The organism is Hansschlegelia zhihuaiae, from assembly GCF_004103825.1.
Lineage (GTDB): Bacteria > Pseudomonadota > Alphaproteobacteria > Rhizobiales > Methylopilaceae > Methylopila > Methylopila zhihuaiae.
Genome location: NZ_RYFI01000003.1, coordinates 297,833 through 311,257 on the forward strand (window position 1 = coordinate 297,833; position 13,425 = coordinate 311,257).

Annotated in this window: 18 protein-coding genes; 8 read left to right on the forward strand and 10 right to left on the reverse strand. The window is 67.9% G+C overall.

Annotated features, from left to right (window positions below; genetic code table 11):
* Positions 1-53: 53 nt before the first annotated feature.
* Genes purF through EK403_RS05305 form a run of 3 tightly spaced genes read left to right on the forward strand, consistent with a single transcriptional unit; the run spans position 54 to position 2,768 of the window.
* Positions 54-1,532: an amidophosphoribosyltransferase gene (purF, locus tag EK403_RS05295; RefSeq protein WP_206659485.1), complete on the forward strand. Its 1,479-nt coding sequence runs from the start codon at positions 54-56 to the stop codon at positions 1,530-1,532.
* A 4-nt stretch (positions 1,533-1,536) separates the two neighbouring features.
* Positions 1,537-2,019 carry a hypothetical protein gene (locus tag EK403_RS05300; protein WP_128776442.1) on the forward strand — a complete coding sequence of 161 codons (483 nt, stop codon included), beginning with the start codon at positions 1,537-1,539 and terminating at the stop codon, positions 2,017-2,019.
* Positions 2,016-2,768 carry an SDR family NAD(P)-dependent oxidoreductase gene (locus EK403_RS05305; RefSeq protein WP_128776443.1) on the forward strand — a complete coding sequence of 251 codons (753 nt, stop codon included), beginning with the start codon at positions 2,016-2,018 and terminating at the stop codon, positions 2,766-2,768. Before EK403_RS05300 ends, EK403_RS05305 begins: the two co-directional genes overlap by 4 nt.
* Before the next feature lie 266 nt (positions 2,769-3,034).
* Here the strand turns inward: EK403_RS05305 and der are convergent, their stop codons facing one another.
* The 4 genes from der to EK403_RS05325 form a co-directional block, all read right to left on the reverse strand.
* Positions 3,035-4,393: a ribosome biogenesis GTPase Der gene (der, locus tag EK403_RS05310; RefSeq protein ID WP_128776444.1), complete on the reverse strand. Its 1,359-nt coding sequence runs from the start codon at positions 4,391-4,393 to the stop codon at positions 3,035-3,037.
* Between the two features lie 41 nt (positions 4,394-4,434).
* On the reverse strand, positions 4,435-4,659 hold the full coding sequence (locus tag EK403_RS05315; protein ID WP_128776445.1) for a hypothetical protein: 225 nt from the start codon (positions 4,657-4,659) through the stop codon (positions 4,435-4,437).
* 45 nt (positions 4,660-4,704) lie between these two features.
* A complete protein-coding gene (locus EK403_RS05320; RefSeq protein ID WP_128776446.1) occupies positions 4,705-5,382 on the reverse strand; it encodes a tetratricopeptide repeat protein in 678 nt (225 codons plus the stop codon).
* Positions 5,383-5,503: 121 nt separating this feature from the next.
* Positions 5,504-6,073, reverse strand: coding sequence for an NnrU family protein (locus tag EK403_RS05325; protein ID WP_128776447.1), 570 nt, complete (start codon positions 6,071-6,073; stop codon positions 5,504-5,506).
* A gap of 140 nt (positions 6,074-6,213) precedes the next feature.
* Between EK403_RS05325 and EK403_RS05330 the strand changes: the two genes are divergently transcribed.
* The 5 genes from EK403_RS05330 to EK403_RS05350 all read left to right on the forward strand — a co-directional run bounded on the left by EK403_RS05330 (position 6,214) and on the right by EK403_RS05350 (position 9,539).
* Positions 6,214-6,639, forward strand: coding sequence for a L,D-transpeptidase (locus EK403_RS05330; RefSeq protein ID WP_128776448.1), 426 nt, complete (start codon positions 6,214-6,216; stop codon positions 6,637-6,639).
* 76 nt (positions 6,640-6,715) lie between these two features.
* Positions 6,716-7,348, forward strand: coding sequence for a 7-carboxy-7-deazaguanine synthase (gene queE / locus EK403_RS05335; RefSeq protein WP_128776449.1), 633 nt, complete (start codon positions 6,716-6,718; stop codon positions 7,346-7,348).
* Positions 7,349-7,350: 2 nt separating this feature from the next.
* A complete protein-coding gene (locus tag EK403_RS05340; protein ID WP_128776450.1) occupies positions 7,351-7,722 on the forward strand; it encodes a 6-pyruvoyl trahydropterin synthase family protein in 372 nt (123 codons plus the stop codon).
* Positions 7,719-8,426, forward strand: a complete 708-nt coding sequence (gene queC, locus EK403_RS05345) for a 7-cyano-7-deazaguanine synthase QueC (protein ID WP_128776451.1) — start codon at positions 7,719-7,721, stop codon at positions 8,424-8,426. The genes EK403_RS05340 and queC overlap by 4 nt, the downstream gene beginning before the upstream one ends.
* A 78-nt stretch (positions 8,427-8,504) precedes the next feature.
* Complete coding sequence (locus EK403_RS05350) at positions 8,505-9,539, forward strand: hypothetical protein (RefSeq protein ID WP_128776452.1); 1,035 nt, start codon at positions 8,505-8,507, stop codon at positions 9,537-9,539.
* 23 nt (positions 9,540-9,562) lie between these two features.
* On the opposite strand, the gene EK403_RS05355 is transcribed toward EK403_RS05350, so the two are convergent.
* The 6 genes from EK403_RS05355 to EK403_RS05380 form a co-directional block, all read right to left on the reverse strand.
* Positions 9,563-10,237, reverse strand: a complete 675-nt coding sequence (locus tag EK403_RS05355; RefSeq protein ID WP_206659479.1) for an exonuclease/endonuclease/phosphatase family protein — start codon at positions 10,235-10,237, stop codon at positions 9,563-9,565.
* Between the two features lie 104 nt (positions 10,238-10,341).
* Positions 10,342-10,689: an ArsC family reductase gene (locus EK403_RS05360; protein ID WP_128776453.1), complete on the reverse strand. Its 348-nt coding sequence runs from the start codon at positions 10,687-10,689 to the stop codon at positions 10,342-10,344.
* Between the two features lie 107 nt (positions 10,690-10,796).
* Positions 10,797-11,204 carry a hypothetical protein gene (locus EK403_RS05365; protein ID WP_128776454.1) on the reverse strand — a complete coding sequence of 136 codons (408 nt, stop codon included), beginning with the start codon at positions 11,202-11,204 and terminating at the stop codon, positions 10,797-10,799.
* A 5-nt stretch (positions 11,205-11,209) separates the two neighbouring features.
* Positions 11,210-11,854 (reverse strand): hypothetical protein, encoded by a 645-nt coding sequence (locus EK403_RS05370; RefSeq protein WP_128776455.1) that lies wholly within the window; start codon positions 11,852-11,854, stop codon positions 11,210-11,212.
* Positions 11,855-11,915: 61 nt separating this feature from the next.
* Positions 11,916-12,740 (reverse strand): DUF72 domain-containing protein, encoded by an 825-nt coding sequence (locus tag EK403_RS05375; protein ID WP_245479517.1) that lies wholly within the window; start codon positions 12,738-12,740, stop codon positions 11,916-11,918.
* A gap of 79 nt (positions 12,741-12,819) precedes the next feature.
* The gene (locus tag EK403_RS05380) at positions 12,820-13,326 is read right to left on the reverse strand and encodes a DUF1993 domain-containing protein (RefSeq protein WP_128776457.1); all 507 of its coding nucleotides are present in this window, start codon (positions 13,324-13,326) and stop codon (positions 12,820-12,822) included.
* Positions 13,327-13,425: the final 99 nt, after the last annotated feature.

Below are 13,425 nucleotides of genomic sequence, written 5' to 3' on the forward strand. Positions count from 1 at the left end.
GAAGTCTGGTTTTGCGGCGTAAGACTCCGATGCGCGAGGAGTTGGGTGCGATGATGGATTCCGAAGCCGGGGCCGGCGACGCGTCGGCGTTCTTCGATCTCGAGGCCGACCGGCTGCACGAGGAGTGCGGCGTGTTCGGCGTCTACGGCCATCCCGAAGCCGCGGCGCTCACCGCGCTCGGCCTGCACGCCCTGCAGCACCGCGGCCAGGAGGCGGCCGGCATCGTCAGCCATGACGGCGCGCGCTTCCACGCCGAACGCCGGCTCGGCCTCGTCGGCGACCACTTCTCCGACGCCCGCGTCATCGCCCGGCTGCCCGGCCTCGCCGCGATCGGCCACAACCGCTACTCGACCACCGGCGAAACCATCCTCCGCAACGTCCAGCCGCTGTTCGCCGAGCTCGACGCCGGCGGCATGGCGGTGGCGCATAACGGCAACCTCACCAACGCCCAGACGCTCCGCCGCGAGCTCGTCCGCGCCGGCGCGATCTGCCAGTCGACCTCGGACACCGAGGTGATCCTCCACCTCGTCGCCCAGAGCCGGAGGCCGCGCATCATCGACCGCTTCGTCAACGCGCTCCGCGAGATCGAGGGCGCCTACGCGCTGGTCGCGCTGACCACCAAGAAGCTGATCGGCGTGCGCGACCCGCTCGGCATCCGCCCGCTGATCCTGGGCGAGCTCGACGGCTGCTACATCCTGACATCGGAAACCTGCGCGCTCGACATCATCGGGGCGAAATACGTCCGCGACATCGAGAACGGAGAGGTGGTGATCATCTCCGAGGAGGGCATTCAGTCGCTGAAGCCCTTCCCGCCGCAGCGCATGCGGCCCTGCATCTTCGAATTCGTGTATTTCGCGAGACCCGATTCGATCGTGCAGGGCCAGTCGGTCTACGAAGTCCGCAAGCGCATGGGCGTCGAGCTCGCCCGCGAATCGCTCCCCGGCGCCGATGTGATCGTGCCGATCCCGGACTCGGGCGTGCCCGCCGCGATCGGCTTCTCCCAGGAATCCGGCGTGCCGTTCGAGCTCGGCATCATCCGCAACCACTATGTCGGGCGCACCTTCATCCAGCCGACGCAAGGCGTGCGCGAGCTCGGCGTCCGGATGAAGCACTCGGCGAACCGCAGCCAGATCAAGGGCAAGCGCGTCGTGCTCGTCGACGACAGCCTGGTGCGCGGCACGACCTCGGTGAAGATCGTCAAGATGATGCGGGACGCCGGCGCGACCGAGGTCCATTTCCGCCTCGCCTGCCCGCCCATCACCCATTCGGACTTTTACGGCATCGACACGCCGGAACGCTCCAAACTCCTCGCGGCGAACCACACGGTCGAGGAGATGTGCGAGTTCATCGGCGCCGACAGCCTCGCCTTCCTGTCCGTCGACGGCCTCTACCGCGCCATGGGTTATGACGGGCGCGACAATCTCCGCCCCCAGTTCACCGACCACTGTTTCACGGGCGACTACCCGACCACGCTCACGGACCTCACCGGCGAGGCGCCGAGGCAGCTCTCGCTGATCGCCGAGGCGAGCTGAGCGCGTGTCTGAGGAAGACCTACGACGCTATGGTATGCGAGAAGTAGGCATAGCGCGTATCGTGGATGACCGATTTATTATCGATCTGAACGACGAACCTACAGTCGACCACACCGAGTGCGTTTACGCTTTTCTCGCTGGCGACGAGATTGTCCGTGTAGGAAGCTCATCGGGTCGCCTTCGCGGAAGAATGCATGATTGGCAGCGTGATGTCAGTCGCGCGCTCTCTGGCGATTTCAAACGTACGCGCGAAAGCGAAGCGATTTCGTGGCGCGAAGTCATGCTTCGATATGGGTCAGCGCGCATTTTTGCCCGCAAGGGCACAGATGCCACTACATCGATTGGCCAATTCAATTTATATCTTGCAGAAGAAAGCGTTTTAATTGGACGTCATAAGCCCCGACTATGTCACGATCGATCGCGTCATAGAGATTTAGTTATGAAAAGTTTGCCTGTAAATGCGATCGAATCATCAGGTTCTAGTTGACTTCACATCTTGTGTCTCTCACCGACCGCGTGGCGGTCGTCACCGGCGCCTCGCGCGGGATCGGCTATGCGGTCGCGCTGGCGCTCGCAAAGGCCGGCGCGCATGTGGTCGCGACCGCCCGGACGCAGGGCGGGCTCGAGGAGCTCGACGACCAGATCAAAGCAGAGGGCGGGTCGGCCACGCTCGCGCCGTTCGACCTCACGGACTACGAGGCGATCGACCGGCTGGGCGCGGCGCTCTTCCAGCGCTTCGGCAAGCTCGACATCCTGGTCGGCAACGCCGGCCTGCTCGGCGCGCTGTCGCCGCTCGGCCATGTCGAGCCGAAGGACTGGGAGCGGACGCTCGCCGTCAACCTCACGGCGAACTGGCGGCTGATCCGCTCGCTCGATCCGCTGCTGCGCGCCTCCGACGCCGGAAGGGCGGTGTTCCTCACCTCCGGAGCGCCCCACAAGGCCCGCGCCTATTGGGGCCTCTACGCCGCGACCAAGGCGGGTCTCGAGGCGCTGGCGCGGGCCTATGCGGCGGAGACCAAGAACCTCACGCCGGTCCGGGTGATGCTCGCCAATCCCGGCCCGCTCGCGACCGCGATGCGGAAGCGCGCGATGCCGGGCGAAGACCAGTCGGCGCTGAGGAAGCCGGCGGAGTTCGCGCCCAAAGTCGTGGAGATGTGCTCGCCGGACTGGACGGAGACCGGCAGACTCTATGACTTCCCGAGCGACAGCGTGAAGAGCTTTCGCGCGCCGGAGTAGGCGCCGCGGCTTCCGCTCCCCTCTCCCGCTTGCGGGAGAGGGTCAGGGTGAGGGCCTGTCCAACCGAGGCGAAATCCCCTGAAGCCCCCTCATCCTTACCTTCTCCCGCAAGCGGGAGAAGGGGCTTCGGCGTCGCGCGTTCCGGACATCAGCGTCATCCCGGCCAAGCGGCGAAGCCGAGAAGAGCCGGGATCGTCTTCAGGATCAAGCGGCCTCACGCGGCGCGCGATCCCGGCTCTCGCTGGCGCTCGGCCGGGGATGACGCCTCACTTCTTCCGATCGTACGGATTCTCCGAGGCCCTAAACGTCAGCCTGATCGGCGCTCCCGGCAGGTCGAAGGCCTCGCGGAGGCCGTTCACCAGATAGCGCGCATAGGACGCCGGGAGGTCGCTCGTGCGCGTGCCGAACAGCACGAAGCTTGGCGGCCGCGCCTTTGCCTGCGTCGCGTAGCGCAGCTTGATCCGCTTGCCCGCGACGGCCGGCGGGGGGTGGCGCTCGAGCGTCGCCTCGAGCCAGCGGTTCAGCGCCGCGGTCGGCACGCGACGGTTCCAGACCTCGTGGGCCCGCAGCACCGCGGCCATCAGCTTGTCGACGCCCTCGCCGGTCTCGCCGGACAGCGGCACGAGCTCCGCGCCCTTCACCTGCGGCAGCAGCCGGTCGAGCTTTTCGCGGGCGGCGGCGAGCTCGACGCCCCGCGCCTCGACCAGATCCCATTTGTTGAGGCCGATCGCGAGCGCCCTGCCCTCGCGCGCCACGAGATCGGCGATCGACAGGTCCTGCTTCTCGAACGGCACGGTGGCGTCGAGCAGCAGCACCACGACCTCGGCGAACTTGATCGCCCGGATCGCGTCGGCGACCGAGAGCTTCTCGAGCTTGTCCACAACGCGGGCCTTCTTGCGCAGGCCCGCGGTGTCGACGAGGCGGATCCTGCGGCCGCGCCATACCCAGTCGACGGAGACCGAATCGCGCGTGATGCCGGCTTCCGGCCCGGTGAGCATCCGCTCGTCGCCCACGAGGCGGTTCACCAGCGTCGACTTGCCGGCGTTCGGACGACCCACGATCGCGATCCGCAACGGAGCGTCGTCGTCCGGCGCGGGCTCCTCCTCGGCCTCGTCCTCCTGCTCCGGGAAGAACGGGACCAGCGCGTCGTAGAGGTCGCCAAGCCCCTCGCCGTGCTCGGCCGAGATCGGCAACGGGTCGCCGAGGCCGAGCCGGTAGGCCTCATAGGCCGCGTCCGCCCCGGCCTTGCCTTCCGCCTTGTTGGCGAGCAGCACCACTGGCCGCTCGGAGCGCCGCACGAGGTCGGCGAAGCGCTCGTCGTCGGCCGTGAGGCCGGCGCGGGCGTCCATCATGAACAGCACGACGTCGGCGGCCGCGATCGCGGCCTCGGTCTGGGCGCGCATCCGCGCCTCGAGCGAACCGCCGGCGGCGTTCTCGAGGCCAGCCGTGTCGACCAGCCGGAATTCGAGGTCGCCCAGCCGGCCATGCGCCTCGCGCCGGTCCCGCGTGACGCCCGGCAGGTCGTCGACCAGCGCGAGCCGCTTGCCGACCAGACGGTTGAACAGCGTCGACTTGCCGACATTGGGCCGGCCGACGATGGCGATCAGGGTTTTGGGTTCGCTCACGGGCCGGTCCCGGCGTCGAGAACCGCCGGGGTGGCGGTCCGTCAGGCGAGGTTCGCCGAGGAGGTGACGTCCGGCAGGCCGGAGAGCGGCTGCGGAACGCTGTTGGGCGGCGGCGGCGCGACCGGCGCCACGGGGCGGCGCTCGCCGGGCAGCGGCTTCTCGTCTTCCTTGAAGGGATTGAGGCTTTGCATCGTGTCGCAGCCGGCGACCGAGCCGAGCACGGCCACGGCGAGCGCGAGTCGAAGGGTTCTGGCGAAGCGGGTCACGGCGTCCTTACTCTCCGATGCCCGGCCGAACGGGCCGGCCTTCCGTCAGTTGGTTGGCTTAGCTGCGTCGGCCGCGGGAGCTGCGGGCGGCAGCACGTTCAGCATCAGGTCGGCGCGCTGCCGCGTCGAGCCCGGCGCTTCCGGATTCGAGACGATCGCGTCGAAATTCCGGCGGGCGTCGTCGATGTCGCCTTCCTTGTAGGCCGCAAGCCCGAGCGCCTCGCGGGCGAGCGTCGTCCAGGCGCCGTCGGGCGCGACGAGCGGCTCGGCGAGCGACTTCACATCGGCGCGCGATCCGGCGTCGACCGCCGCATAGGCGCCGCGGATGCGCGCCGCGTCCCGCAGCATGGGATCGGTCGAACCGTCGGCGACGATCGCCTGGTAGAGCTTGAGCGCGGCCGCCTTATCGGTCTTCAGGGTCTCATCGGCCTCACGCAGCCGGGCGAGCGTGCGATAGCCCGCGGGGCCGTCCCCGGCGAGCGCGGCGAAGGCCTTGATCGCCTCCTCGCCCTTGCCCTGCTCGATCAGGTCGGCGGCCTGCTGGTAGCGGTCTCCCGCAGCTTGAGCCGTGCGGGCCTGATAGTATTCGTAGGCGCGCCAGCCGCCGACGCCCAGCACGACGAGAACGGCCACCGTCACGATCAGCGTGCCGTAGCGGTCCCACAGGGCCTTCAGCCTGTCGCGGCGGAGGTCCTCCTGGACCTCTTGGAAGATGTCGGCCATCGAACTCGTTCACGCGTGACTTGTCGGGCGCGGCGGCGGTCCTCCACGCGGGGGCGCACCATATCGACGAGGGCGCCGAGCCGCAAACCCTTTGCGGGCAGGATGGGCCGCATTCCCCGCCTTAGATGCCGAAGGCGGGCTTGCCGATCAGCAGCTGATGCAGGAAGGCGCCGAACAGGGCGTAGGCCGCGGTTCCGATCACGATCGCCACGACGTCGTTCTGCCACGAGGCGGGGCGCGGCGGGGTTCCCTCGCGACGCTCCTCCCGCTTGATGAGCACGCGGGCCGCGACGCCCCAGGCGAGCAGCGACCCGAACAGGATGACGCTCGCAAGGTCGCCGTTCGAGATGAGATGCGCGGTCGCCCAGAGCTTCAGGCCGGCGAGCATGGGATGCTTGGCCTTCGCCCGGATGTGGCCGGGCAGATAGGCCGAGACCATCAGCACGAAGACCGGCCACATCAGCAGGATCGTGACGTGGCGCGTCCAGCCCGGCGGCGACCATAGCTCGACATAAGGCGCGGCCCGCCAGCCGGCCACGATCAGCACGAGGCCGAGAGCGGAGACGAGCGAGTAGCCGATCTTGTAGGGCGCTTCGCCGAGGCGTGCGATCAGTCCGGCCCGCAAGTCACGGGCGCGGGTGAGGAGATGCGCGCCGATGAAGACGACGACGCCGAGGATGAGAAGGGTCATGGGTCGGCCGACTCTGGAGCGGCTCCAGACTAGCCGACCCTCCGCCGATGCGCCATCGCCGCTCTGTGATTCGACTTGCCGCCGCATTTACGCCAAATATGTGGCGCGTCCGCGGCGGGCGGGTCGCATCGAGGTTTGTGATGGCACGCCATTGGTTTGCGTTCGCGTTCTTGTGTGGATTGGCGGCGTGGCCGGCGACCGCCTCGGCCAACGTGGTGGCCCGGGTGAGCCTCTCCCAGCAGCGCGTCGACGTCTCGGTCGACGGCGCGCTGGCCTATTCCTGGGCGGTCTCGACCGCCAGGCGCGGCTATGTCACGCCGATCGGCTCCTACCGGCCCTATCGCACGGCGCGCATGTGGTACTCGCGCAAATACGACATGTCGCCGATGCCGCATTCGGTGTTCTTCCGCGGCGGCTACGCGATCCACGGCACGAACTATGTCCGGTCGCTCGGACGGCCCGCGAGCCATGGCTGCATCCGTCTCGCGCCGCGCAACGCCGCGACCTTCTATGCGCTGGTGCGGAGCTACGGCCTCGGCAACGCCCGCATCGTCATCACGCGCTAGCCGGAGAGCCGTCCCGCGCCCGGCGGGACCTTCGGCCTCTTGACGCTCGGTCGCGGCGGGTCTCATTGACCGCGTCATGACTTACGCAGTCAAAGAGCTGTTCAAGACCCTGCAGGGCGAAGGCGCGCAGGCGGGCCGCGCGGCCGTGTTCTGCCGTTTCGCGGGCTGCAATCTGTGGTCCGGCCGCGAGCAGGATCGCGAGGCCGCGATCTGCCGGTTCTGCGACACCGATTTCGTCGGGACTGACGGCGCGGGCGGCGGCAAGTTTAAGGACGCCGAGACGCTCGCCGAGGCGATCGAGCGCGAATGGGGCGGCTCGCCGGGCCCGCGCTACGTGGTGTTCACGGGCGGCGAGCCGCTGCTGCAGCTTGATAGGAACCTCGTGGCTTCCGTCCACGCCCGCGGCTTCGAGGTCGCGATCGAAACCAACGGCACCGAGCAGCCGCCGCACGGCGTCGACTGGATCTGCGTCAGCCCAAAGGCCGGCGCGGAATTGAGGCTCACGCGCGGCGACGAGCTGAAGCTCGTCTTCCCGCAGGACGGCATCGACCCGGCGGGCCTCGCCGCGCTCGACTTCCGCCATTTCTTCCTGCAGCCCATGGACGGGCCCGCCCGCGAGCGGAACACGGCGGCGGCGGCCGCCTATTGCCTCGCCAACCCGCCCTGGCGCTTGAGCCTCCAGACCCACAAGCTGATCGGACTGCCCTGACCGTGCACGAGCTCTCCAAACAGTTCCGGTTCGAGGCGGCCCACACCCTCAACCGCGCGATCGACGTCGAACCGAGCCGGCGCATCCATGGCCATTCCTACCGCGCCGAGGTGACGGTGCGAGGCGCCGCCGATCCGGACAGCGGCATGGTGGTGGATCTCGGCCTGTTCTCCCGCGCGCTCGCCGAGGCGCGCGACGGGCTCGACCACCGCTTCCTCGACGAGGTCGCGGATCTCGGGCCGGCGACGCTCGAGAACCTCTCGGCCTGGATCTGGCGGCGGGTCGAGTCGGTTTGTCCGGGCCTGCACAAGGTCACGGTCTATCGCGACAGCGAGGGCGACGCCTGCAGCTATTTCGGGCCGCGCGCGGCGTGAACGGCGACCGCGCCTTGGTGCTGTTCTCGGGCGGGCAGGATTCGACCACCTGCCTCGCCTGGGCGCTCGACCGCTACTCCCATGTCGAGACGGTCGGCTTCGACTACGGACAGCGCCACCGCGTCGAGCTCGGCCAGCGGGGCCGGCTGCGCGAGGGTCTTGCGGCGCTGACCGCCGACTGGGCCGCGCGGCTCGGTCCAGATCACACCATCGCCCTGCCCGCGCTCGGCGAGCTTTCGGAGACCGCCCTCACCTCCGACGTCGAGATCGCGATGAGCGAGGCCGGCCTGCCCAACACCTTCGTACCCGGCCGCAACATCGCCTTCCTGACCTTCGCGGCGGCGCTCGCCTATCGGAGGGGCCTGAAGCGCATCGTCGGCGGCATGTGCGAGACCGACTACTCCGGCTATCCCGACTGCCGCGACGACGCGATCAAGGCGCTGCAGGCGGCGCTCAATCTCGGCATGGAGGCGCGCTTCGTGCTGGAGACGCCGCTGATGTGGCTCGACAAGGCCGACACATGGGCTCTCGCCGAAGCGCTCGGCGGACGGGCGCTGGTCGAGCTGATCGTGGCGGAGAGCCACACGTGCTACCTCGGCGAGCGCGGCGAGGCCCACGCCTGGGGCTTCGGCTGCGGCGCTTGCCCCGCCTGCGAGCTGAGGGCGCGGGGGTTCGCGCAATATGAGGCGTCGCGCACGATCTGAGCGGATCCCTTCTCTGGCCGTGTGGCCCGCTTGTTGCTCGGGCCGAAGGGGTCAACGCAGGACTCGAAGGAGCACGGCATGGCGAAGAGCGTCGCGTTCGCGCTTGCGGGACTTGGCGGCTTCAACGCGCATGGCGCGGGCTTCCTGGCGGCCGCGGGCCAGCGGCTTCCGGATCCCGGGCTCGTCACCGCGACGAGCGGCCAGATCCTCGTGCTGGCCGACTGGCTCGAGGACCGCGAGCTGAAAAAGACCAAGGCGCTGCTCTTCGAAGGACCGTCCTCGGACCCGTTCGCGCAGCTCAGGACGCTCGTGTTCGGCCACCGCGGCGTGTTCGAGCCGGCGTATCGCCAGGCGGTCGCCCGCGGGTGGACGCCGCTGGGCGCCGGCGAGACGCCGGCCGAATTCCTCGCCGACAGGCTGTGGCCGGCCCAGCTCTACGCGCCGACCCGGACCGAAGAGACGTTTCGGGAGGCCGCGGAGAGCTTCAATCGCTCGTCGATCGGGGTCGTGTTCAACGCCTACGACTTCAGGACCGGCTTCGGGGCGCTCTACGGCAACGACGCGGCTCGCGCGCTCTGGCCGGAAGCCAGCAAGGTCGAGGACGTCGCGCCGTCGCAGGACCCGCGCATACGGCGCCCCCCGCCGGCGAAGGTCGGTCTCCGGCCGATCGACGCCGAGGCCGTGAAAGCCGCGCTCTGGCTCAGCCTCTACGGGTTCGACAGCCTGCCGCGCGGCCAGATGGACGGCGCCTATCACCGCTCCTGCATCGTGTCCGAGCTCTATGGCTTCGACCGCGTCTTCGCCGTGCGCCCGCTGGCCTTCGGGTGGAACGAAACCGACCCGCCGCGCAACTGGTTCGACGTGCAGGACTGGCAAACCGAGATGTGGTTCTCGGCGAGCTACAAGGCCGAGATCGCCGGCATGTCACGCATCAACGACCTGATCGCGGCCGGCGCGCTGATCGATCCGCGCTTCAAGCCCGTCGAGCTCGTCGAAGTCGCGGCGCCGACGCCCGGCGGCTATTTCAGCTATTTCGTCGAACAGGAGCAGGTGTTCGAAGACGCCACGGAGGTCGCGAACGCCTGCTTCGACCGGCTGGGCTATCCGGCCTGAACGGCGCGGCCGAAGCCCGCTTCTTATCCGGCCGCGCCCGCGTCTCCGCGACCCGAGCGTGAAGACGTCCCGGCTGCGATGTCCTGGAGATAGGCGTCCGCGAAATCGGTGTCGATCTCGATCCAGAGCGGCGAATGGTCGGACATCTGCCAGGTCCGCCACTTGCGATAGAGCGCCTCCGGCGTCTTGGCCTTGTACTTTTCGTCCTGTTCGGGGTCCGTCGCGGGGATGTAGGCCTTGTAGATCGCGCGATCCTCGTCGTTGTCGCGGAACACGTCCGCGAACATGTCGATCATGCCGCCCCCCGTGACCCTGAAGCGCGGATCCTTCACGCGGACCGCGATCTGGTCGTAAAAGTGGTCGGCCTCCTTCCTGACCTTCTCGCCGTCGATCGCGGCAGGCACCACGAAGCCCTCGCTTGTCAGCGCCTGCATGGTCTTGTGCTCCGGGCTCACGACGTTGAAGTCGCCGAGCAAGATGTAATTCTCGACCGCTCCGCGCCGATCCTTCTCCTGCGTCTTCTCAGAGTCTTGCCGGCGCGCGAAGAACTTGACCAGCGCCTTGATCTCCGCGATGCGCCGCTTGAGCTGCTCGCCAGAGTCGCGCCCGTAATAGATGTGGACCGCGCACAGGCTGAAGCGGAACCAGCCCGACTGGAACGCGACCAGGAAGGGGCTCCGCGCGAACTGTTGCTCCACGTCGACGTCCTTGGGGGCGACCGTCGGCTGGTCCCGTCAACCGAAAGTGTCGAACGACTTCCCGCGACGTGAAGCTGGACACGCCGCAGCGACGCGCGCACCGCTCAGCCGAACGCCGCCTCATACGCCTCCGGCCGGAACCCGACCAGCAGCCGGCCGTCGGCCTCGAGCACCGGCCGCTTGATCATCGAGGGCTGCGCCGCCATCAGCGCGAGCGCCCTGCCCTCGTCGATCCCGCCCTTCTCGCCCTCCGGCAGCTTGCGGAACGTCGTCCCGGCGCGGTTGAGCAACGTCGCCCAGCCGACCTCTCCGGCCCAGCGCTTCAGCGTCGCAGCGTCGATCCCCTCCGCCTTGTAGTCGTGGAATCGGTAGAGGACGCCGCGCGCGTCGAGCCAGGCGCGCGCCTTTTTCATCGTGTCGCAGTTCTTGATGCCGTAGATGGCGACAGTCATGAGCGTCCCTTTCGAGCCCCGGGCGCAATCTCGCGCGGCGAAATGGCGAGCCGTCGATAATCTCGCGCCCTTATCGAGCTTTGCGGCGTTTCTCGGAAACTCGACGATCACCAGTCGTCCGGCGTGCCGGGCCGCGCGTCGATAAAGGCGAGGGACCGATATTTGGGCGGCAAGTAGCTCCGCTGCAGATCGTCGATGACTTCATCTGCGCGGATGCGCAACCCCATAGCCGGCCATTCCCCCAGATGCTCGTCAAGAGCTACGCCCACCATGATCTCCCATCCCGGCCGCCGCTTGACGAGCCGCCGAAGCTTGGCGACCAGCCTGGCTGTTAACACCTCCAGATTTAAAATATCTATGAGAACCTGCGACCATCCATTGAACGGCTCATAAACATCGTAATCTATATAGAGAACAAAATTTTTCTTCTTTGCATATCGCTGCATGCATTGATATACTTTGTACCAGACCTCCTCGTACTCTTCGAAAGTGACCCCCCGCAACGGCGTGGCCATTACGTCTACTCCCGGCCGAGCGGGCCAAAGCGTCTCAGAATGCGGTAGAGACGTTGCCGGTACAAATACAGGTTGAAATTTCGGATTCGAGGGTCGCTCGATCCATAGATCCTTCTGATAAAGTCTTCTGCGTCATTGCTCGTCATAGACGAACCGCTGATGCCGCGTTCGCGGAGGTAATCGCGCAGCGCGTCGCTTACCGCGAAGTTGTACTGCCGATGCAACTCGCTAAATCGGTGCGAGGCGCCGTAAAGCATTCCCGTCGTCTCTTGATCGAAAACCTGCCGCGCCTGACTCGATAGGTTGAATTCTTGGGATGCTGCGACGCTGCGAGGCACGAGATGATGCCCGTTCGGTCGAGGCTTCGTACGTCCGGACGAAACGGCGACGCCCACGCCGCCGGACCAGCGGCCACTGGTCTCGCCGCTGCCCTTCGGCCAGCGCGGCTGATCCTCGCGGAAACCGGCCTTCTGGTCTTCGAGCCGCCGGAACGCCGCGCGGACCCTATCGGCGGCGATTTCCGACCGCATCCGCAGCAGCGCGAGGCGACCGCGACGCCGCGACGATTTTGCGTCTCGGAGGTCAGAATGAGGCCGCCAAAAGGTCGGCGCGGCGCGGTGACGATCCGCAACATAGGAAATGTCGAACAACCTGCGGCTCCGCTCCGTTAAGGGGCGCAAGTATGGTCGCGCTATCTCAAGTTGTAAAGGCTTATTTTCCTACATCGCTGCCTCGGTCAGCGAGGTTCTCGCGCTCAACCACGTCGGCGGAGCACCGTCGCGCGACGGGCGAATCGCATGCCGGTTCGCCCAGTCGACCGTCCTGCATGCCGGCGAAGGTCAGAGCGTTTCCGAGCGCGGCGCCGGAGGCGGTGTTGTCGAAGACGCACCATGTCGGCGCGCCCGAAGGGCCTTCGCCCACGCGCCTCCGCAGCGACGCAAGCGCCGCCTCGTCATAGTCGGAATAATAGATCCTGGGCGAGCCGTGCCATCGCCAGTAGCGCAGGCCGGGCCACCCTCCCGGCTCGTCGGCGCCCGGCGGGCGCGCCGGGTCGGCCGCCACGCGCGTGACCCGAAGCTCTGCGAGCCAGCGGTCAGCCTCGGGCGTGAACCAGCTGTCGTGGCGCGGCTCGCATGCGAGCGGCGCGTCAAGGCGCGCGCGAATGGCGGCGAAGAAGGCTTCGGCCGCTCGCATGTCGATCGTCGACGAGGGAGGAAGCTGGAGCAGCAGCGCGCCAAGCTTTCGCCCGAGCCCCGAGACTCCTTCCGCGAAGGCGTCGAGCAGGCCGTCGCATCCTACAAGGCCGCGCTCATGCGAGACGGTCTTCGGGATCTTGACCGAGAAGCGGAAGCCGTCGGGGGTCGAGGCCGCCCAGCGCGCATAGGTCTTGGTCTGATGCGGGCGGTAGAAGGAGGAGTTGATCTCGACGGCGTTCAGTCGCCGCGCATAGCGCTCGAGATGGCTTCCGGGGCCGGGGACATCCTCGGCGTAGCGCGACGAGACGCTCCATCCGGCCGTCCCAACGAATAAGGGCATGGGGGCCGCTTCCCGCTTCATTCAGGCGCCGCGAGCCGCCGCCCGTCTGGCGCGAGCCGGACGGCGGCGTCCGATCGCCTCAGCTCCGCCCGAGATAATCCATTTTGCCGAGCGGCACGCCGCGATGGCGCAGGAGGTCGTAGGCTGTCGTTGCGTGGAAGAAGAAGTTCGGCAGCACGAAGCCGAGCGCGTAGTCGATGGCGCGGAACCGCCGCTCGCCGCCGCCCGCCTTCAGCACGACCTCCGCCTCCTCCTTGCCGTCGATCGCCTCGCGGGGCGCGGCCTTGAGGAAGTCGGACGTCTTCGCGATCCGCGCGTGGAGGTCGGCGAAGCTCTGCTCGTCGTCTGCGAAGGGGACGTTTTCGACGCCGCCGATCCGCACGACCGTGAATTTCGCGGTGTCGCTCGCCCGCTGGACCTGGGCGGTCAGCGGATACATATCGGGCGCGAGCCGCGTCGCGAGCAGCGAAACGGGGTCGACGCCTTCGGCCTTGGCGTAGGCCTCGCCCTTGGCCAGCACGGCGTCGAGGTTCCGCAGGCCGCGCAGCAGCGGCGGGACGGTGATGTCGTAGAGCGATGTCGGCATGACGAAGCGAGCCTCTTGGCGGAGCGTCCCCGCCTCACATAGGAAGCCTTCGCGCATCCGCACGCATGGCCGCGTATGCGCGGACGCCTACTCCCACTC

Bases quoted from the DNA above. Each gene is read 5' to 3' on its own strand.
- purF (WP_206659485.1), top strand. From the start codon at position 54: ATGGATTCCGAAGCCGGGGCCGGCGACGCGTCGGCGTTCTTCGATCTC.
- EK403_RS05380 (WP_128776457.1), bottom strand. From the start codon at position 13,326: ATGCCGACATCGCTCTACGACATCACCGTCCCGCCGCTGCTGCGCGGC.
- EK403_RS05325 (WP_128776447.1), bottom strand. From the start codon at position 6,073: ATGACCCTTCTCATCCTCGGCGTCGTCGTCTTCATCGGCGCGCATCTC.
- EK403_RS05320 (WP_128776446.1), bottom strand. From the start codon at position 5,382: ATGGCCGACATCTTCCAAGAGGTCCAGGAGGACCTCCGCCGCGACAGG.
- EK403_RS05350 (WP_128776452.1), top strand. From the start codon at position 8,505: ATGGCGAAGAGCGTCGCGTTCGCGCTTGCGGGACTTGGCGGCTTCAAC.
- queE (WP_128776449.1), top strand. From the start codon at position 6,716: ATGACTTACGCAGTCAAAGAGCTGTTCAAGACCCTGCAGGGCGAAGGC.
- EK403_RS05360 (WP_128776453.1), bottom strand. From the start codon at position 10,689: ATGACTGTCGCCATCTACGGCATCAAGAACTGCGACACGATGAAAAAG.
- EK403_RS05365 (WP_128776454.1), bottom strand. From the start codon at position 11,204: ATGGCCACGCCGTTGCGGGGGGTCACTTTCGAAGAGTACGAGGAGGTC.
- EK403_RS05375 (WP_245479517.1), bottom strand. From the start codon at position 12,740: ATGCCCTTATTCGTTGGGACGGCCGGATGGAGCGTCTCGTCGCGCTAC.
- EK403_RS05330 (WP_128776448.1), top strand. From the start codon at position 6,214: ATGGCACGCCATTGGTTTGCGTTCGCGTTCTTGTGTGGATTGGCGGCG.